The organism is Nonomuraea sp. NPDC050310 (assembly GCF_040655795.1).
Lineage (GTDB): Bacteria > Actinomycetota > Actinomycetes > Streptosporangiales > Streptosporangiaceae > Nonomuraea.
The window spans coordinates 133,741-152,914 of the sequence record NZ_JBFAKP010000021.1 but is presented as its reverse complement, the minus strand read 5'-3'; the positions used below and the strand labels follow the sequence as shown (position 1 = coordinate 152,914).

Genomic DNA, 19,174 nt, shown 5'->3' with positions numbered 1-19,174 from the left:
GACCTTGTCAGACTCCTCCCGAGGGTAGCCCCATGACCTCTTCCGCCACCGCCCCCCTGCTCCGCCGCCTGAACGCCGAGTCGGTGCTCGGCGTGCTGCGGGAGGTCGACCTGATCCGGCTCACCGAGCTGGCCGACGCGGCGGGCCTGTCCAGGCCGACGGTCGACGCGGTGATCGAGGACCTGCGGCGGATCGGGCTGATCGACGAGACGGAGGACGACACACCGGGACGGCGGGGCCGCCCGGCCCGGCTCGTGCGGCTGAAGGCCGATCGCGGGCACGTGGTCGGCCTCGACATCGGCGTGCACAAGTGCATGGTCTCGGTGGCCGACCTGCGGGGGACCGTCCTGGCGACCGAGGTGCGCCCGCTCGGGCAGGAGCTCGGCCGCCGGGACCGGCTGGAAGGGGTGCGGAAGGCCGTCCGGGCCGCGCTGAAGGCGGCCCGGGTCGAGCGCTCGGCCGTGCTGGCCGCCTGCGCCGCCACCCCGGGCATCGTCGATCCCCGCACCGGGGTGGTGCTGACCTGCGACGTCCTGCCGGAGTGGAAGGGGCTGAACCTGCGCACCGAGCTCGGCCGCTCCTTCGGCGCGCCCGTGCTGGCGGACAACGACGCCAACCTGGCCGTGATCGGCGAGCGGTGGCGCGGCGTCGCCTCGGCCAGCCAGGACGTGATCTACGTGCTGGCCGGCGAGCGGCTGGGCGCGGGCATCGTCTCGGGCGGCCAGGTCTTCCGCGGCCACGACGGGGGCGCGGGCGAAATGGCCTTCCTCAGCCTGCTGGAGCACACCCCCGGCGCCGAGGGCATCGGCGCGCTGGCCAGCAACATCGGCAAGGAGGTCGTGGCCCGGCTGCGCGAGCACGGCCACGAGCTGACCGGGGACGCCGCGCTCCTGCTGGCCGCCGCCCGCGACGGCGACGTCGAGGCCCAGCAGGTGCTGGAGGAGATCCTCGCCCGGATGGCCCGGGCGGTCGGCACGCTGGCCCTGCTGCTCAACCCCGAACTGATCGTCATCGGCGGCGGCGTCGCGGCGGCCGGCGAGCAGATCGCCGAGCCGATCCGGCGCAGGCTGCCGCAGATGACCTCCCTGCCGCCCCAGCTCGAGGTGTCCCTGCTGGGGGATCGCGCCGTGACCGTCGGCGCGCTGCGCACGGCCCTGGACACCGTCGAGAGTTCCCTGCTGGACAACCTGAATGCCTGAGCGGAGCAGCATGTCACCTGTGTCGTTGGCCATCGTCGGAGCCGGGGACCGCGGCACCGGGTACGCCCGGTGGGCGCTGGCGCACCCGGAGCAGGCGCGGATCGTGGCCGTCGCCGACCCGGTGGCCGATCGGGCGCGCCCGCTGGCCGAGGCGAGCGGCGCGCGGGTCTTCGCCGACTGGCGTGAGCTGGTGGCCGCGGGCCGGATCGCCGACGCGGTCGTGCTCGCCACCCAGGACGGCGAGCACGCCGAACCGGCCGTCGCGCTGGCCGGGCTCGGCTACCACCTGCTGGTGGAGAAGCCGCTGGCGCCGACCGAGGCCGAGTGCGAGGCGATCGTCGCCGCGGTGGAGCGGGCGGGGGTGATCTTCGCGGTCTGCCACGTGCTGCGGTACGCGCCCTACACCGACGCCGTCCGCTCCGTGCTGGCCTCGGGACGGATCGGGGAGGTCGTCTCGGTCCAGCATCTCGAACCGGTGGGCTTCTGGCACCAGGCGCACTCCTACGTGCGCGGCAACTGGCGGCGCAGCGACCAGGCGGCGTTCATGCTGCTGGCCAAGTCCTCGCACGACCTCGACTGGCTGCAGTACGTGGTCGGCCGGCGCATCCGCCGGGTCTCCAGCTTCGGCGGCCTCCAGCACTTCCGCCCGGAGCGGCGCCCGGCCGGGGCCGCCGCGCGCTGCCTCGACTGCCCGGTCGAGCCGGACTGCCCGTACTCGGCCAAGCGGCTGTACTTCGACCGGCTGCACGCCGGGCGGCACGAGTGGCCGCTGAGCGTGGTCACGCCGGTCTTCACCGAGGAGGCGCTCACCGAGGCGCTGCGGCACGGGCCGTACGGCAGGTGCGTCTACGACTGCGACAACGACGTGGTCGACCACCAGGTCGTCGCCATGGAGTTCGACGGCGGCGCGAGCGGGACCTTCACCATGACCGCGTTCAACACCGGGGGGCACCGCCGTACCCGGATCTTCGGCACGCACGGGGAGCTGGCCTGCGACGGGGTGAGCGTGCACGTCGAGGACTTCCGCACCGGCACCGCCACGACGGTCCCGGTGCACGCGGGCGGGGACGCCACGGCGGGCGGCGGGCACGCGGGCGGCGACGAGCGGCTCATGGCCGCCTTCGTGCGCGCCGTCGCCACCGGCGACCGCGGCCTGATCCGCTCCGGCCCCGCCGAATCCCTCGCCTCCCACCGCGCGGTCTTCGCCGCCGAACGGGCGAGGCTCACCGACCAGGTCGTCACCGTGGGGTGACACCGATGTGAAAGGAGCTCGCGATGCGGGCAGCGTTAGCCACCCTCCTCCTGATCGCCCTGACCCTGCTCACCGGACCCGTTCCCGCGAACGCCGACACCCCCGACGCGGCCGGCTGGCCCCGGCCGCGCTTCCTCTCCTACAACGTCTGCGGCGCCGCCAGCCAGTGCGCCGACCTCTACGGCGGCTCCCCCGCCGCCTGGCGCGACCAGGTCGTCAAGGCCATCGACCACTGGGACGCCGACCTCGTGATGCTGCAGGAGGTCTGCTACAACCAGTGGACGCTCCTGCGCAACCACCTGAGCAGCCGCACCGGCGCTCCGGCCTACGACTCGGTCTGGGCCGCGGCTCTGCCGGCGAGCGCCGCGACCGCCGGCTGCTCTCGCTGGGGCACGGACCACCGCTTCGGCCTGGTGATCTTCGCCAAGGGCCCGGCCGGGACGATCGACAACGGCACCCGCTCGGTTCACCGGCTGCCCGAGGCCGAGCCGGTGGAGGACCGCATCATGCTGTGCGCGCGCGCCACGGTCACCGGGCGGAACGTGCGCGCCTGCACCACGCACATCGACTACCACGCCGCGACCGCCAAGGTCCAGGTCGAGCGGGTCGCCTCCCTCACCGAGGGCTTCGCCGCGCAGGGCGAGCCGGTCGTGCTCGGCGGCGACTTCAACGTGTTGCCCGCCGACCCCGTCCTCGACCCGCTCTACGACCACACCGGCGGCCACGGGGTCTTCCAGGAGGTGGACGAGAACGACAAGGAGTTCTTCGGCGCCACCTGCGCCCAGAGCGCGGACCGCTGCCGCAGCGGCGAGGCGACCGCCGAGCCGATCTGCTCGCCCAAGGTGGGCACCCCCGGCAAGATCGACTACATCTTCCTGAGCTACTCCTGGTTCACCACCGTCCGCGGCGACGCGGCGGCCTGCACGCCGGGCATGTCCGACCACCACCTGCTGCGCGGCGCCGCCGCATGGGAACGATAAAACCCGCGAAATCAATCGGCCGCCGGATAAGGAAAACGCGCTTACCGCGTTATCCACAAGTGCACGTTCCAGCGCCTTCTACAAGACCGAGGTCCACCTGCCGGAACTGACTGACTCACAGTAGACGTGCACGTTTGCCGCGATCACGTCAAGAAGAAAAAGAAAGTTGCCGAAATTCGGCAATTAATTGCCGGACCACTCTTCTCCATTCGCTAATCAGCTATTAACGTCTCCCTCACTCTTGGCCCGCCATTCCCAGTGAGGGGGACACGCGCATGATCCGAACAGTGCTGCTCGACGCGACCACCTTCGGTGGTGACCGGGTGGACGTACGGATCGCCGGCGGCGTGGTCGCCGAAGTGCTCCCCGCCGGGTCGCTGACACCGGCGCCCGGCGAGGAGCCGCTCGTCCTGACCGGCCACCTGCTCGGTCCGGCGTTCGCCGAACCGCACGCGCACCTGGACAAGGCCTACACCGCCGACGCGGTGCCGAACCCGGCCGGCGACCTGCCGGGCGCGGTGCGCGGCTGGCGGGAGCACCGGTCGAGGCTGAGCGCGGCCGACTTCGAAGAGCGCGCGGTCCGGGGCGCGCTCGCGGCTCTGGTCAAGGGCACGACCGCCGTCCGCACCCACGTCGGCGGGCCCGGGGTGGACTTCACCGCGCTGGCCGGGCTGGTCGCGGCCAGGAAGCGGCTGGCCGGGCTGGTCGACGTCCAGATCGTCGCCATGGGCGCGCCGCTCACCGGCCCGGACGCCTCCGCCGGGCGGGCCGAGCTGGAACGGGCGCTCGACGAGGGCGTGGACGTGATCGGCGGGGTCCCGCACGGCGAGCACGACCCGGTGGCGGCGATGCGGTACTGCCTGGACCTGGCCGTCCGCCGGGACCGGCCGGTGGACCTGCACATGGACGAGCACCTGCGCCCCGACCTCGACCTGGCCGCGCTGGCGGGACTGGTCAGCGCGTTGCGCTCGACCGGGGAGAGCGTCCCGGACGTCACCGCGGGGCACTGCGTGAGCCTGGTGACGCAGGCGCCCGAGACCCAGGCACGGGTCGCCGCGGCCCTGGCCGCCGCCGGGATCGCGGTGGTGACCTGCCCGCAGACCAACCTGTGGCTGCAGGGGCGCGGGCAACCGGTCGCCACCCCGCGCGGGCTGGCCCCGGTCGCGGCGCTCCTCGATGCCGGTTGCCTGGTCGCCGCCGGAGGTGACAACGTGCAGGACGCGTTCAACCCGGCCGGCAACGGGGACGCGCTGGACGTGGCCCTGCTGCTGATGCTGGCCGCCCACCTCGGCGCCGCCTCGGCCGCCGACGCGGTCAGCCGTACGGCTCGCCGGGTCATGGGGCTGCCCGCGGCCGGGGTCGAGGCAGGCGCCCGGGCCGACCTGGTCGCCCTCCCGGCCGCCTCCCTGCGCGAGGCCATCGCCGAACGGCCCGCCGCCCGCCTCGTCCTCAAGGACGGCGTCGTGGTCAGCCGCACCACCCTCCAGCACACCTTCCCGACCGGGCACACCTTCCCGACCGGGCAGGCCTTTTCGGACGGGCAGGCCGGCTGAGATGGGCGCCCCTTCCTGGCAGTCGCTCAGCGTCGCCGAGCTGGAGCGCGAGTACACCCCGAGCTCGATGGTCGCCTCGCTGGCGGCCGAGTTACGCGTCTACGCCGCGGCCAGCGCCCGCACGCAGGCCGCCCATTCCCCGATCGAGCTGCGCTACGGCCCCGGCCCCGGCGAGCTCCTCGACCTGTACCTCCCCGACCTGCCCACAGACCGGCCCGCAGCGCAGGTCCCGCTGCTGGCCTTCGTGCACGGCGGTTACTGGCAGGAGCTCGGCAAGCACGACGCCGCCTTCCCGGCCGCCCCCGTGCTGGCCCGCGGCGCGGCCTACGCCTCGATCGGCTACCCCCTGGCCCCGGCCGCGAGCCTGGCCCAGATCGTGGACGCGGTCCGGCGCGCGGTCGCCTGGCTGCACCGCCACGCCCCCGAGCACGGCATCGACCCCGCCCGCATCCAGCTCGCCGGCAGCTCGGCCGGCGCCCACCTGGCGGCGGAGGTCCTGCTGCACGGGCGAGTGCCGCTGCGCGCGCTCACCCTGCTGTCCGGCGTCTACGACCTGCGCCCCCTGGTCCCCACCACGGTCAACCACGCGCTCGGCCTGACCGCCGAGCAGGCCTGGGAGCTCAGCCCCATCCGCCGGGTACGGCAGGCCGGCCCCCCGGTGCTCGTGGCCTGGGGCGAGATCGAGACCGCCCAGTTCGTGGCCCAGAGCCGCGCCTTCGCCGCCGCCCTGGCCGCCGCCGGCACCCCCGTCCAGACCTGGGAGCTGGCCGGGCTCAACCACTTCGACAACGTCTTCGCGCTCACCGACCCGGCCACCCCGGTGGGCGCGGCCACCCTTTCCGTCCTGGAGGAGATCCCGCGATGACCCCCGCACCCACCCCCGAGCCCCGGCGGATCGAGCGCTCGTCGGACGAGGCCAGAGCCGCGACCGCCGCCCGCACCGGCGGCGGCCCGCTGCTGGACCCGGCCGGGGAGAGCACGCCGTACATCGACTACGAGAGCATCGACGTGCTGCTCAACCTGCAGCACACCCGCAGCGGCACCCACGACGAGCTGGCCTTCTACATCATGGGCCAGGTCAAGGAGCTGCTGTTCAAGCTGATGCGGCACGAGCTGCTGGCCGCGCAGCGGCACATCCGGGCCGACCGGCTGCCCGGCGCCTTCGAGGCCTTCCGCCGGGTCGTGCGCATCCAGGAGCTGCTCGTCTCCACCTGGGACGTGCTCGGCACGATCACCCCGGCCCAGTTCAACGCCTTCCGCGACCATCTCGGCACCGCGTCGGGCTTCCAGTCGTACATGTACCGGCACCTGGAGTTCCTGCTCGGCAACAAGGTGCGGGCGCTGCTGAACCCGCACCGCGGCGTGACGAGCGTGCACCGCGAGCTGGAGGAGGCGCTGCACGCGCCCAGCCTCTACGACGACGTCATCGCGCTGCTGGCGGCTCGCGGGCACAAGATCGACGACAGCGTGCTCCGGCGCGACCCGGCGCAGCCGTACACCGCCGACGACTCGGTGGAGCAGGCCTGGTTCGAGGTCTACGCCGACTCGCGCCCGGACAACGACCTGTACCTGCTCGGCGAGGCGCTGATGGACGTCGCCGACCGCTTCCAGCAGTGGCGCTACCGGCACCTGATCACGGTGGAACGCATCATCGGCTACAAGCCCGGGACCGGCGGCACCAGCGGCTCGGGCTGGCTGCGGAAGATCGTCCAGCACCAGTTCTTCCCCGAGTTGTGGGCGGTCCGCACCCGCCTCTGACCGCTTCTCCTCACCCCCCGATCCAGAAGGAGACCGTCATGCGTCTTCGCCACACCGGTCCGGCGGTCGCCGCCCTGACCGGCCTGCTCACGCTGGCCGCCTGCGGCGGTGGTCAGGCGCCGGGCGCCGGCTCCGCCGCCCGGGGCCAGGCCGGCGCCGCCAAGGGCGTGCTCAGGTTCGCCACCTTCACCGTGCCCGACACCTTCGACCCCACCAAGCGCTCCGCCGGCACCTCTGGCCTGAACTACCTCTTCCCGGTCTACGACCCGCTGCTGCGCACCGACCCGACCGGCAAGGTGGTCGCGGGCCTGGCCACCGCGTGGAAGCTGAGCGCCGGCGACCTCACGCTGACCCTGCGCCCCGGGCTGAAGTTCAGCGACGGCGACACTCTCGACGCCGCCGCGGTCAAGGCCAACCTGGAGCGTTGCAAAGCCGCCGGCGGCGGCTGCGGCAGCACGCTGGCGCACGTCACCGGCGTGGAGGCGCCCGACGCCACCACCGTGGTGATCAAGACGGACGGTCCCCAGCCGGCCCTGCTCTTCGGCCTGACCACCGGCGCCGGGATGATGGTCAGTCCCAAGGCCTTCGACTCCCCCGACCTGGGCCGGGCCCCGGTCGGCGCGGGCGCGTACGTGCTCGACGCCGCGGCCACCGTTCCGGGCTCCACGTGGGTCTACACCAAGAACAAGCACTACTGGGACCCGGCCCAGCAGACCCTCGACCGGCTGGAGATCGTGCTCATCGGCACGGCACAGCAACGCGTCGCCGCCCTGCGCACCGGCCAGGTGGACGCCTCCATGATCGGCGACGCCCAGGAGCTGGCGAGCTACCGCGAGGCCGGCCTGCAGACCGCGGTCACCGAGGGGGGCGACCCGATCGGCGTCATCACCGTCGACCCCAGCGGCCCCTTCGCCGACCAGCGAGTACGGCAGGCGGTCGGCTACGCCCTCGACCGGGCCGCCCTCACCGGCACCCCGTTCCGCAAGGGCATGTCCACCCCCTCCGACCAGCTCTTCTCCCCCGGCAACGCGGGCCACGCCGACGTCCCGGCCTTCGCCTACACCCACGACCCCGCCAAGGCCCGCGCCCTGCTGGCCGAGGCCGGCGTCAAGGACGTGCCGGTGACCATCCCGGCCATGCCGGGCCCGCAGAACAAGACCGAGGCCGAGGCGGTCGCCGGCATGCTCAACGCGGTCGGCTTCAAGGCGAAGGTGGTCTCCCCGCCGCCGCAGATGATCGGGCGGGAGATCTACTCCGGCAAGTACCACCTGGCCTACGTGCCGGTCTTCGTCCCGGACGCGCCCACGCTCGCCGACGCGCTGGCGCCCGAGGGCGGGGCGATGAACCCGACCGGCCGGCCGTACGCCAAGGCGCTCGGCCTGGCCCGGCAGGCCGCGGCGGCCAGCGTCGCGGACGAGGCGAAGGGCAGGGCGCTCTACGCCGAGATGATGGCGGCCCTGACCGAGGAGGGCGTGGTCATCCCGGCCTTCTGGAGCCCGGTCGGGGTGGCCTACGCCGGCCACGTCAAGGGGCTGCGGCCGTGGGCGGGCGGCTACATGGGCCCGCCGGTGTACGGCGTCAGCGTCGGCGAGAAGGGCTGATCGATGCGGAAGGTCCTCCTCGAACGGCTGGTGTCGCTGCCGCTGGTCGTGCTGGCGATGTCGGTGGTGATCTTCGGGATCACCTACCTGGTGCCGGGCGACGCCGCGGAGTCGGCGGCCGGCGTGCAGGCCGACGCCGCGCAGGTGGAAAGGCTGCGCCAGAAGATGGGGCTGGACGCCCCGCTGCCGAGCCAGTACCTGTCCTGGCTGCTGGGCGCGGTGCGCGGCGACCTCGGCCGCTCCCTCGTCGACGGCGCGCCGGTGGCGGGCACCATCGCCGACCGGCTGCCGGTCACGTTGTCGCTGACCGCGGCCGGTGCGGTGGTCGCCTGCCTGCTGGGCGTGCCGGCCGGGGTGTTGGCCGGGCTGCGGCCCCGCTCGGTGTGGGACCGGCTGGCCACCGCCGGGGCCTCGGTCGGGGTCGCCTTCCCGGCCTTCTGGCTCGGGCTCATCCTGGTCGCGCTGTTCTCGCTGCGCCTGGGCTGGCTGCCGGCCACCGGGTACGTCCCGCCGGGCGTGGACGCGGGAGGCTGGCTGGCCGGGCTCGTCCTGCCGGCGGTCGCGCTGGGGCTGACCCCGGCCGCGGCCCTGGCCCGGCAGATGCGGACCTCGATCGCCGAGGTGATGGACAGCCACTACGTGCGTACGGCTCGCGCCAAGGGCGTGCCACGCGGGCGGATCGTCCGGCGGCACGCGCTGCGCAACGCGGCCGGGCCGGTGGTCACCCAGCTCGGCTTCTGGGTGGCGATCATGCTGGGCACCTCGCTCATCGTCGAGCAGGTCTTCTCGTTGCCCGGCCTCGGCGGGGCGATGAGCAACGCGATCATGCAGCACGACGTGCCGCTGCTGGTCGGGCTGGCACTGGTCCTGGTGGTGGTCGTGGTGCTGGTCAACCTGGCGGTCGACCTGTGCCTGTCGGCCCTCAACCCGAAGGCGAGGCAGGCGTGAGCGCCGCGGCTCCGGCGAGCCGGGCCGGTCAGGTGTGGCGGCGCTTCCGTGCCGACCGCTGGGCGCTGGTCGCCGCGGCCTATCTGGCGCTGCTGGTGCTGGTCGCGCTGTTCGCGCCGTGGCTCACGCCGTACGACCCCGAGCGGCAGGACCTGCTCGCCGCCTTCGGCGGCCCGAGCGCCGAGCATTGGCTGGGCACCGACGAACTTGGGCGCGACGAGCTCAGCCGGATGCTGGTCGCCACCCGGATCTCGCTGCTGGCGGTGGCCGAGGCGATGGGGCTCGCGGTGGTGATCGGGGTGCCGATCGGGCTGCTGGCCGGCTTCCGCGGCGGGCTGCCCGACCGGCTGGTGATGCGGCTCAACGACCTGGTCTTCGCCATTCCCGCGTTGGTCCTGGTGATGCTGGTGATCGCGGTGCTGGGGACCGGGCTCGGGCCGTCGATGGCGGCGCTCGGGCTGGTGTTCTCCACCGGCTTCATCCGGGTGGCGCGCAACGCGGTCACCGAGATCCGCGCGGAGACCTATCTGGCGGCGGCGAAGGTGATCGGGGTGCCGACGTGGCGGCTCGTCCGCCGGCACGTGCTGCCCAACGCGCTCGGGCCGATCATGGTGCAGCTCGCGCTGCAGTGCGGGGTGGTGCTGACCATCGAGGCGTCGCTGAGCTTCATCGGGCTCGGCGCGCAGCCGCCCGACGTGAGCTGGGGCACGCTGCTGGCGATGGCCGCCACCAGTATCGAGGGGGCCGACACGTGGCTGGTGGTGTGGCCGGGCCTGGCGATCACGGTGACCGTGCTGGCGCTCAACCTGGTCGGCGACGGGCTGCTGGGCGCGCTCAAGCCCGGCGCCGCCCGGCCCGCCAAGACCCCCGCACCGCCGCCGGCCACGCCTGCGCCCCCGCCGCACGTGCACGCGCCGGAGGGTGAGGGGACCGCGCTTCCGCTGCAGGTGCGCGAGCCGGAGGGTGAGGGGGCCGCGCCGTTGCTGCGGGTGCGCGGTCTTACCGTCACGGCCGGGGCGGCGGCGATCGTGTCCGACGTCTCCTTCGACCTGGAGGCGGGCGAGGTGGTCGGCCTGGTCGGCGAGTCCGGCTGCGGCAAGTCCACCATCGCGCTGGCGCTGATGGGCCTGCTCGACGAGCCGCGGCGGATCACCGCGGGCTCCGTCGAACTGTCCGGCACCGAGCTGGTGGGTGCCCCGGAAGCCCGATGGGAGCGCCTCCGCGGCCGCGACCTGGCGATGATCTTCCAGAACCCGCAGGCCAGCCTCAACCCGACCATGCGCATCGGCGACCAGATCGCCGAGCCGCTGCGGCTGGCCGGCCACAGCGCCCGCGCCGCCCGCGCCGAAGCGGTCGCATTGCTGGAGAAGGTGGGCGTGCCCGACCCCGCGCGCCGGGCCCGCCAGTACCCGCACGAGTTCTCCGGTGGCATGGCCCAGCGCGCCATGATCGCGATGGCCGTCGCCGGCCGCCCGAAGCTGCTCATCGCCGACGAACCGGTCACCGCGCTCGACGTCCGCGTCCGCGAGCAGGTCCTGGACCTGCTCCTGGACCTGCGGGCCGAGTTCGGGATGGCCGTGCTGCTGGTCACCCACGACCTGGGCGTGGTGGCCGACGCCTGCGACCGCACCATCGTCGCCTACGCCGGTGAGCTGGTGGAGCAGGCCCCGGCCGAGCAGCTCTTCCGCTCGCCCGCCCACCCCTACACCCACGGCCTGCTCGGGGCCCGGCCCTCGGCCCTGACCGGCCGCCGGCTGCCGACCATCCCCGGCTCGGTGCCCGCCCCCGGCCACTGGCCCGGCGGCTGCCGCTTCGAGCCGCGCTGCGCCCACGCGGTGGCCGGCTGCTCGGCCGCCGCCATCCCGACCACCGCGCTCAGCGGCGATCACCGATCGCGCTGCCTGCGAGCACAGGAGTCACCTTGGCTGTGAACACCTCCAGAGCGCCCGGCGTGCCGGGCAAGGAGCGGGTCGACCCCGGCCTGCTCCAGGTGCGGGACCTGTCGGTGCACTTCGCCCACCGCGGCCTGCCGTACCGGCGGCCGGGGGTGGTGCGGGCGGTGCAGGAGGTCTCCTTCGCCGTCCCGCCCGGCACGACCCTCGGCCTGGTCGGCGAGTCCGGCTCGGGCAAGTCCACCATCGGGCGGGCCGTCCTCGGGCTGCACCGGCCCACCGCCGGGACGATCGGTTTCGGCGAGCACGAGTACGGCGCCGCCAACGGCATGCCGAAGGAGGTGCGGCGGCAGATCCAGGCGGTCTTCCAGGACCCCGGCTCGTCGCTGGACCCCTCGCACCCCATTGCCGACGCGATCGCCGAGCCGCTCCGGCTGCACCTGGGCCTGCGCGGGGCCACCGCCGACGCCCGGGTGGCCGAGCTGCTGGACCTGGTGGGCATCCCCGCCGATCACCGGCACCGCTACCCGGCCGAGTTCTCCGGCGGGCAGCAGCAGCGCGTCGCCATCGCGCGGGCCCTGGCCGGTCGCGGCCGGCTCATCGTCTGCGACGAGCCGGTGGCGGCGCTCGACGTCTCGACGCAGGCGCAGGTGATCAACCTGTTCGCCGACGTGCAGGCGGAGCTGGGGGTGTCGTACCTGTTCATCGGCCATGACCTGGACGTGGTGGCGCACGTCAGCGACCGGCTGGCGGTGCTGTTCCACGGCCGGATCGTGGAGATCGGGCCGGTGGCGGAGGTCTTCCGGCGGGCCGTGCATCCCTACACCCGGATGTTGCTGGAGGCCACGCCGGTGGCCGATCCGGCTCGGCAGCGGCGGCGGCGGGCCGAGCGGCGGCGGTTCACGCTCGCCGAGCCGCTCGGGGCGGAGGTGGTGAGCGGGTGCGCGTTCCAGCAGCGCTGCCCGCTGGTGGTCGAGCGGTGCCGGACCGAGGTGCCGGTCCTGCGCGAGCTGGCCGGTGGGACGCAGGCCGCCTGCCACCTGGCGGGCGGCGCCGACACGGGGAAGGAGCCCGCATGAGCCGGGAACCCATGGACGCAGGGCTGCCAGCAGGGCTCCCAGGGCTTGCTCCTGGGCTTGCCGGGGTGATGCTGGCGGACAGTCCGACCGATGCGGGGGCCAACCGGGCCGAGGCCGCGGACCGGCACGGGTTCGGGCGCTTCCACCTGGCCGACCGCGGGCTCGACGGCCGCGACCAGTGGGTGATGCTCGGCGCGACGGCCCGCACCACCCGGCACATCCGCCTCGGCCTGGTGACCAACCCGTTCACCCGGACCCCCGCCACCACCGCCAACGCCCTGCGCACGCTGCGCGAGCTGACCGGCGGCCGGGCCTTCGTGGTGCTGGCCAGAGGCGGCGAACGCATCCTGTCCGGCGGCGGCGCCGTCGCCCACCGCCCGATCGCCGCCGTCCAGGAGAGCCTGCGGGTGATCGGCGAGCTGTGCCCCGGTGCTGAGACCTGGGTGGCCACCAAGGGCCCGGCGATGGCCGCGATGGCGTTGCGGCACGCCGACGGCCTGCTGTTGTCCGGGGTCCCGCACGCCCTGCTGCCGGAGGTGACCGCCAAGCTGCGCGCGGCGATGGACCGCCCGGTCACCCTCGGCCTGAGCGTCGCCTACGGAGGCGACGGTACGGCGAGCACCCGCGACGGCCTGATCCGCGTCGCCCTGGAGCTCGGCAACCTGCGCGAGGAGTACCGCGAGGCGGCCGGCATCGACGCCGCGCTGGTCGAGGCGGTCAAGCGGGAGCTGTTCGGCGGCGGCTCGCTGGACCGGGCCGCCGCCCTGGTGCCCCCGGACCTGCTGCCCCAGTTCACCCTGGTCGCGCCCCGCCCCGAGCTGCGCACGGCGCTCGACCGGCTGCGCGAGCACAGCGGCGCGGACGTCGTCGAGATCTCGGCCTCGGCCCTCTTCGACGACGGCGGCCGGCTGCTGGCCCCCCAGTTCACCCCCACTACCTGAGGACGTCATGACTACTTCTTCGCCGGTCCGCGTCGGCTGGATCCACCGCGCCAAGGTGGGCGACCGGATCAGCAGTTGGCTGCACGGCCACGAGCAGGCCCGCCAGGCCGTCGAGGCCGAGCTCGGCGCCGCCGTCCACACCGAGGTCGCCGACGGCGTCGGCCGCGCCGAGGGGTTCGCCGCGGCGGCCACCGACTTCGCCGAACGCGGCTTCGACCTGGTCTTCGCCTGCGACACCCGGGGCGGGCTGGAGGTCCTCCCGGTCGCCGGGCGCTTCCCCGGCACCCGGTTCATGCACAACCAGGGCGTGGATCTGGCGCCCAACTTCGGCACCTACCGCGAGGCCCGCGACGAGCACGCCTACGTGTCGGGGCTGCTGTGCGGGGCGATGACCAGGACCGGCGTGCTGGGCGTGATCGGCGGCACGCCCGGCCCGCTCGACCTGCAGATCGTCAACGCCTGGGCGATCGGCGTGCGGGCGGTCAACCCCACGGCGGTCATCCACGACCGCTGGGTCGGCAGCTACTTCGCCGACGACCAGGCCGAGCGTGAGACGGCGGCGGTGGACGAGCTGGTCGCGCTCGGCGTGGACACCTTCGGCGGCACCCTCACCGAGATGCCGACCATCACCCGGCTGGCCTCCGAGCGCGGCCTGTGGTCGATGGGCCGCGACCTGCGCTCGGCCGGGCAGAGCGCGGTGCTCGACGTGGCCTACATCGACTGGGCGCCGTTCTACCTGCGGGAGGTGCGGGCCGTCCAGGACGGCACCTGGCGGGCCCGGCACGCCTACCTGCGGGCCCGCGACGGCGTGGTCCGCAACACCCCGCCCGCCGCGGTGGTGCCGCACGCCGCCGCCCAGCGGGCCGTCGAGGCCGCCCGGGCCCTGCGCGCGGGCGAGCTGGACCTCTGGCAGGGCCCGATCCGCGACCACCGGGGCGTCGTGGTCGTGCCGGCCGGCCGGTCGATCGCCGACCTGTACGAGGGGCCCGATCCGGAGCCCGAGCTCACCCGCGCCGAGGCCTACCTGACCTCCCGCCAGTTCGCCTGGTTCCACGAGGCGATCACCGGCAGCGTCGACCCGCTCCAGGCGTGGCTGGAGCAGGACGCCGAGTCCCGCGCCCTGTAGGCCCTCACGGCGTGAGGATGCTGATGCCCAGCATGCGGGCACCGGTCTCGGTCCGGGGGCGGTGCCGGCTGCCGGGGGCGAAGACGACGTAGCTGCCCGGCCCGAGCCGCCGTCCCCGGTCGAGGAACTCGCCCGAGAGCACGTAGTAGCGCTCCTCGCCCTCGTGCACGTCGTCCTCGGGCCACTCGGCGCCGGGCGCGAAGTCGTACATCCAGCCACGGGCCCACGCGGTGGCCGGCAGTCGGCGCCGGACGATGCCGGGGACGACCTCGACCGGCTCGACGTCGTCGACGTTGAGGATCTGGACGTCGTCAAAAGAGTCTCGCGTCATGTCCAGCATCGTCGTCGCCCGGGCGAGCCGGCGGTGAGTGTCAGGATTGCCCTGTTCAGGTACTTTCTTGCCATGGCCGTTCACCAGGTGGTCGCGCTGGTCCTGCCGCCGCAGTCGACGTTCGAGCTGGCGTGCGCGGCGGAGGTCTTCGGGATGGAACGGCCCGGGCTGCCCGGCCGCTACGCCTTCTCGGTGTGCGCGGAACGGCCGGGCCCGGTGGCCACGCTGGCGGGGTACGACATGCTGGTCGGCGCGGGGCTCGACGCGCTCGGCACCGCGCGGACCGTCGTCGTGCCCGGCTGGCACCAGCGGGCGCGACCGGCTCCGCCTGCCGTACTCGACGCGGTACGGCAGGCGCACGCGCGCGGCGCCCGCATCGTGGCGATCTGCTCCGGGGCGTTCCTGCTGGCCGAGGCGGGCCTGCTCGACGGCCGCCGGGCCACCACCCACTGGCGGCTGGCCGGCGAGCTGGCCTCGCGCTTCCCCCGCGTGCGGGTCGAGCCGGACACGCTCTACGCCGACCTGGGCGACGTGGCCACCAGCGCGGGCACCGCCGCGGGCATCGACCTGTGCCTGCACCTGGCCCGCGCCGACCACGGGGCCGCCTACGCCGCGCACGTCGCCCGGCACATGGTCATGCCGCCGCACCGCGAGGGCGGCCAGTTGCAGTACGGCCCGGCGGAGAGACCCGCCGCGCACCCGCCGGGGTCGCTGGCGCCGCTGCTGGACTGGGCGGGCGAGCGGCTACACCTGCCGTTGACCGTCGAGGACCTGGCCGCCCGGGCCGGTCTCGCGCCGCGCACGCTCGCGCGCCGGTTCGCCGACCAGGTCGGTCTCAGTCCAGGCCGGTGGGTGCTGCAGCAGCGGGTCGCGGCGGCCCGGGTGCTGCTGGAGGAGACCGATCTGCCGGTGGAGACGATCGCGACCCGCGTCGGCCTGGCCTCGGCGGCGAACCTGCGGAGGCGCTTCCACACCCTGGTGCGCACCACGCCCGCCGCCTACCGCCGCTCCTTCGGCTCCCGCTGAAGCAGGTGATCAGCGCTCGCGGCTGCGGGCGTAGTGGCGGGCCACCCGGACCCGGTTGCCGCAGCCGGCCGAGCACCACTCCCGGCGCGGATGCTCCTTCAGGAAGAACTGCACGCACCCGGGCGCGCCGCACGGCCGGACCAGCTCGCGGTCGGGCCCCGACAGCAGCAGGATCGCCTGCTCGGCCACCTCGGCGAGCGCGGACGGCACGGCGGGCTGGGCCGTACGGGTGGCGAGGGCCGGCGGCTCGCCCCACACCAGCTCGTGCCAGCGCGGCGCGGCCCGGCAGGCCGCGTTGAGCTCGGCGACGTGCCCGTCCGGCTCGGCGGCGCCGGCCATCAGGGCGCGGACGGCGTCACGCACCCGGCGAGCCGCGGCGGCGTCCCGCTCGGTGATCGCGTCCAGGTCGGCCTCGGTCACGGGCGTGCGCAACCGCGGCCGGACCTCGCGCAACCAGGCGGCCAGCCCGTCAGGACCGGCCAGCGCGTCTCCCGTGGAGGCGCGGACGGTGTTGGCGAGGGCGACGGCGAGATGCACCACGAAACTAATGCTATCCCGGACTTGCACACGTTAGCTCACTAATGGTCAAATGAGGCGCTCATTCATTAGAGAGGAGTCGCCCATGGCGACCGCATTCCAGACCGGCCACGTCGGGCTGAACGTCACCGACCTCGACCGCTCGATCGACTTCTACCGCCAGGTCTTCGGCTTCGACCTGGCCGGACGGACCGACGGCGACGGCTGGAGCTATGCCCGGCTCGGCCGGGGCGGGCAGCTCGTGCTCACGCTCTGGCAGCAGAGCGAGGGCCGCTTCGCCACCGACCGGCCGGGGCTGCACCACCTGTCGTTCGAGGCGCCGGGCGTGGCCGAGCTCGAAGAGACGCTCGCCAAGCTGCGCACGCTCGGCGCGCACGTCCGCCACGACGGCCTGGCGGCCCATCGCGAGGGCGCCGAGTCGGGCGGGCTGTTCTTCGAGGACCCGGACGGCACCCGGCTGGAGCTGTACGTGACCGAGGGCCTGTCCGCGCCCGCCCCGCACGACGAGGCGCCGACCTGCGGGTTCTTCTAGCCATGGGCGCGCATCCCGGCGAGGAGGCCGCGCAGCGCCGGGCCGGCGTGCGCAAGCCGCTCGGTTCGGCGCGGGCGCGGGCCGAGCTGCCGCCGGTCGCGCAGGAGTTCCTGCGCCACCAGCGCATGCTGGTCGTGGGCGCTCCCGGCCCGGACGGCGGCCTGCGGGCGGGCCTGCTCACCGGTGAGCCCGGCTTCGTCCGGCCACTCGGCCCGCGCCTGCTCGCGGTGGAGGCAGTTCTCCCCTTCGACCTCGACGGGGAGATCGGCCTGCTGGCGATCGAGCCGTGGACCCGGCGGCGCATGCGCGTCAACGGCCGGGCCCGTCGGGAGGGGGACGTGCTGCTCGTGCAGACCGACCAGGTGATCTCCAACTGCCCCAAGTACCTCCAGGACCGGCGGATCACCGGCGTCGTGGCGGGCGAGCCGTACCGGACGAGCGAGCACGCCGCGCTCGCCTGGCGTCACCGCGAGTGGATCGCGGCGGCCGACACCTTCTTCATCGCCACGCACGCCCCCGGTCACGGCGCCGACGCCTCCCATCGGGGCGGCATGCCCGGCTTCGTGACGGCGGCCGACGGCGTGGTGCGGTGGCTCGACTACCCGGGCAACTTCATGTTCCTGACCTTGGGGAACCTGGAGCTGGAGCCGGCCGCCGCGCTGCTGTTCGTGGACTGGTCGAACGGCCACACCCTGGAGGTTCGCGGGCGGGCCCGGGCCGACTGGAGCGGCGCGGAGCGCATGGTGACCTTGGAGGTCGAGCGGGTCGTGGAGACCTCCGGCGCCAGCCCGCTGCGCTGGAGCCCGCCCGAGTACTCCCCCTTCAATCCCCGCTGACCCCCGCCGGGCGGTTCAGCCGGCGGAGCTGGTGGTCGAGGATCGTGGTGGCCTCCGCGACGCTCAGCTCGCCGACGAGCACGCTGTCACCGAGACCGCGCGCGACGCCGAGCAGCACGTGGGCCTCGGCCGAGGCGTCGGCGTCCGGGGCCGCGGCGGCGACGAGTTGGGCGACCTCGCGGTGGAGCATGTCGCCACCGGTGCGGTACAGCCCGCGGACCTCGGGGTCGGCGGCGGCCCGCGCGAAGAAGGCGTGCCCGGCGAGCAGGAGCAGGGGCGCCTGTGCGCCGAGCTCGACCACCCCCAGGAGGGTACGGCGCAGCGTGTCGGCCGGCCCGTCGGCCTCCCGCGACGCCGCGCGCAAATGCTGCTCGATCTCCTGCCGCAGCAGATGGGCGCTCGCCCGCAGCAGGTCGGCCTTGGCGGCGAAGTAGTGCTGGACGAGGCCCTTGGAGATACCGGCCTCCTGCGCGACCCGCCCGATGCTCACCTCGGCGAGGCCCTCCCGCGCGCACAGCCGCAGCGCGGCCTGGGCGATCTCCGCACGCCGCGCCGCGTGGTCGACCTGCTTCGGCATGCCCGGTCCCCCTTCTTGGCGATACGAGTGTATCGTGACGGTGTTGCTATACGATCGTATTGCCAAAAGGGAGGGTTCATCGTGGAACCCAACATCGGAGCCGCCTTCCGCGAGCGGCGGCTGGGCCACTTCCGTGACGCGGCCGCCTTCGCGCGCTACCGGAGCGCCTACGACCGGGCGATGCGCGGCCTGCCCGTGCCCGGCTCCACGCGAGACGTCTCCACCGAGTTCGGGACGGTCCGGGTCTATCGCTTCGGCGCCGGCGACGGCGTGCCGCTCCTGCTGCTGCCGGGCCGTACCGCGGCGACCCCGATGTGGGAGCCCAACCTGGCCGCTCTAGCCGCCCGGAGGCCGGTGTACGCGATCGACCTGCTCGGCGAGCCCGGCCTGTCGGTGCAGACCCGGCCGTTCACCGGCTCCGACGACCAGGCCACCTGGCTGGCCGAGGTGCTGGCCGCCCTGGACGAGGAGCGGGTGCACCTGCTGGGGGTGTCGATCGGCGGCTGGAGCGCCTTCCACCTGGCCCTGCGCGCTCCGGAGCGGGTCGCCTCGGTGAGCGTGCTGGACCCCGCCCACCTCTTCGGCCGGATCACCTGGAAGGTGGTGGTCGTCTCGCTGGGCTCGGTGGTGCCGTCCTTCCCCGAGTCGTGGCGGCGCAGGTTGCTGAGCTGGATCTCCGGCGGCGCGGACGCCTCCGGCGACGAGCCGGTCGCCGACCTGATCTCGGCCGGGATGCGGGACTTCACCGCGTTCCTGCCGCCGCCGAGCTACCCCTCCGACGAGCAGGTGGCGGGGGCCGGCGTGCCGGTGCTGGCCCTGATCGCCGGGCGCAGCATCATCCACGACCCGCGCAAGGCCGCCCTGCGCGCCCGGCGCCTGCTCCCGCACGGCGTCGTCGAGCTGTGGCCGGACGCCTCCCACGCGATCAACGGCGAGTTCCCCGAGCGGGTGAACGCCCGGGTACTCGCCTTCGTGGAAGAGGTCGACGCCGGCTGAGGCCGCCCAG

Annotated in this window: 19 protein-coding genes; 16 read left to right on the top strand and 3 right to left on the bottom strand. The window is 74.3% G+C overall.

Features of this window, described 5'->3' with window-relative positions; genetic code table 11:
• Nucleotides 1-32 precede the first annotated feature (32 nt).
• The 12 genes from AB0I67_RS34735 to AB0I67_RS34680 all read left to right on the top strand — a co-directional run bounded on the left by AB0I67_RS34735 (nt 33) and on the right by AB0I67_RS34680 (nt 14,329).
• Nucleotides 33-1,199 carry an ROK family protein gene (locus AB0I67_RS34735; protein WP_357932554.1) on the top strand — a complete coding sequence of 389 codons (1,167 nt, stop codon included), beginning with the start codon at nt 33-35 and terminating at the stop codon, nt 1,197-1,199.
• A gap of 10 nt (nt 1,200-1,209) precedes the next feature.
• Nucleotides 1,210-2,451, top strand: a complete 1,242-nt coding sequence (locus AB0I67_RS34730; RefSeq protein WP_357932551.1) for a Gfo/Idh/MocA family oxidoreductase — start codon at nt 1,210-1,212, stop codon at nt 2,449-2,451.
• A gap of 23 nt (nt 2,452-2,474) precedes the next feature.
• Nucleotides 2,475-3,431: an endonuclease/exonuclease/phosphatase family protein gene (locus tag AB0I67_RS34725; protein ID WP_357932548.1), complete on the top strand. Its 957-nt coding sequence runs from the start codon at nt 2,475-2,477 to the stop codon at nt 3,429-3,431.
• Nucleotides 3,432-3,706: 275 nt separating this feature from the next.
• Nucleotides 3,707-4,984 carry an amidohydrolase family protein gene (locus AB0I67_RS34720; protein ID WP_357932545.1) on the top strand — a complete coding sequence of 426 codons (1,278 nt, stop codon included), beginning with the start codon at nt 3,707-3,709 and terminating at the stop codon, nt 4,982-4,984.
• Nucleotide 4,985: 1 nt separating this feature from the next.
• Entirely contained in the window at nt 4,986-5,849 is an 864-nt protein-coding gene (locus AB0I67_RS34715) for an alpha/beta hydrolase (protein ID WP_357932543.1), read from the top strand.
• Complete coding sequence (locus tag AB0I67_RS34710; protein ID WP_357932540.1) at nt 5,846-6,742, top strand: tryptophan 2,3-dioxygenase family protein; 897 nt, start codon at nt 5,846-5,848, stop codon at nt 6,740-6,742. The genes AB0I67_RS34715 and AB0I67_RS34710 overlap by 4 nt, the downstream gene beginning before the upstream one ends.
• Before the next feature lie 38 nt (nt 6,743-6,780).
• Nucleotides 6,781-8,343, top strand: a complete 1,563-nt coding sequence (locus tag AB0I67_RS34705; RefSeq protein ID WP_357932537.1) for an ABC transporter substrate-binding protein — start codon at nt 6,781-6,783, stop codon at nt 8,341-8,343.
• Nucleotides 8,344-8,346: 3 nt separating this feature from the next.
• A complete protein-coding gene (locus AB0I67_RS34700; protein ID WP_357932534.1) occupies nt 8,347-9,291 on the top strand; it encodes an ABC transporter permease in 945 nt (314 codons plus the stop codon).
• Nucleotides 9,288-11,222 carry a dipeptide/oligopeptide/nickel ABC transporter permease/ATP-binding protein gene (locus AB0I67_RS34695; protein WP_357932531.1) on the top strand — a complete coding sequence of 645 codons (1,935 nt, stop codon included), beginning with the start codon at nt 9,288-9,290 and terminating at the stop codon, nt 11,220-11,222. The genes AB0I67_RS34700 and AB0I67_RS34695 overlap by 4 nt, the downstream gene beginning before the upstream one ends.
• Nucleotides 11,219-12,262 carry an oligopeptide/dipeptide ABC transporter ATP-binding protein gene (locus AB0I67_RS34690; RefSeq protein WP_357932528.1) on the top strand — a complete coding sequence of 348 codons (1,044 nt, stop codon included), beginning with the start codon at nt 11,219-11,221 and terminating at the stop codon, nt 12,260-12,262. The genes AB0I67_RS34695 and AB0I67_RS34690 overlap by 4 nt, the downstream gene beginning before the upstream one ends.
• On the top strand, nt 12,259-13,203 hold the full coding sequence (locus AB0I67_RS34685; protein ID WP_357932525.1) for an LLM class flavin-dependent oxidoreductase: 945 nt from the start codon (nt 12,259-12,261) through the stop codon (nt 13,201-13,203). The genes AB0I67_RS34690 and AB0I67_RS34685 overlap by 4 nt, the downstream gene beginning before the upstream one ends.
• 7 nt (nt 13,204-13,210) lie before the next feature.
• A complete protein-coding gene (locus tag AB0I67_RS34680; protein ID WP_357932522.1) occupies nt 13,211-14,329 on the top strand; it encodes a BMP family ABC transporter substrate-binding protein in 1,119 nt (372 codons plus the stop codon).
• A gap of 4 nt (nt 14,330-14,333) precedes the next feature.
• Here AB0I67_RS34680 and AB0I67_RS34675 read toward each other — a convergent pair whose 3' ends face one another.
• Nucleotides 14,334-14,660, bottom strand: coding sequence for a cupin domain-containing protein (locus AB0I67_RS34675; RefSeq protein WP_357932519.1), 327 nt, complete (start codon nt 14,658-14,660; stop codon nt 14,334-14,336).
• A gap of 72 nt (nt 14,661-14,732) precedes the next feature.
• Between AB0I67_RS34675 and AB0I67_RS34670 the strand changes: the two genes are divergently transcribed.
• Nucleotides 14,733-15,686 (top strand): helix-turn-helix domain-containing protein, encoded by a 954-nt coding sequence (locus tag AB0I67_RS34670; protein WP_357932516.1) that lies wholly within the window; start codon nt 14,733-14,735, stop codon nt 15,684-15,686.
• Between the two features lie 9 nt (nt 15,687-15,695).
• Here the strand turns inward: AB0I67_RS34670 and AB0I67_RS34665 are convergent, their stop codons facing one another.
• Entirely contained in the window at nt 15,696-16,226 is a 531-nt protein-coding gene (locus AB0I67_RS34665; RefSeq protein WP_357932513.1) for an ABATE domain-containing protein, read from the bottom strand.
• 82 nt (nt 16,227-16,308) lie between these two features.
• Here AB0I67_RS34665 and AB0I67_RS34660 point away from each other — a divergent pair, with 82 nt between their 5' ends.
• Nucleotides 16,309-16,755: a VOC family protein gene (locus AB0I67_RS34660; RefSeq protein WP_357932510.1), complete on the top strand. Its 447-nt coding sequence runs from the start codon at nt 16,309-16,311 to the stop codon at nt 16,753-16,755.
• A 2-nt stretch (nt 16,756-16,757) separates the two neighbouring features.
• Nucleotides 16,758-17,591, top strand: a complete 834-nt coding sequence (locus AB0I67_RS34655) for a pyridoxamine 5'-phosphate oxidase family protein (RefSeq protein WP_357932507.1) — start codon at nt 16,758-16,760, stop codon at nt 17,589-17,591.
• Here the strand turns inward: AB0I67_RS34655 and AB0I67_RS34650 are convergent.
• On the bottom strand, nt 17,578-18,168 hold the full coding sequence (locus AB0I67_RS34650) for a TetR family transcriptional regulator (protein WP_357932504.1): 591 nt from the start codon (nt 18,166-18,168) through the stop codon (nt 17,578-17,580). The genes AB0I67_RS34655 and AB0I67_RS34650 overlap by 14 nt on opposite strands.
• 81 nt (nt 18,169-18,249) lie before the next feature.
• Between AB0I67_RS34650 and AB0I67_RS34645 the strand changes: the two genes are divergently transcribed.
• Nucleotides 18,250-19,164, top strand: coding sequence for an alpha/beta fold hydrolase (locus AB0I67_RS34645; protein WP_357932501.1), 915 nt, complete (start codon nt 18,250-18,252; stop codon nt 19,162-19,164).
• Nucleotides 19,165-19,174 lie beyond the last annotated feature (10 nt).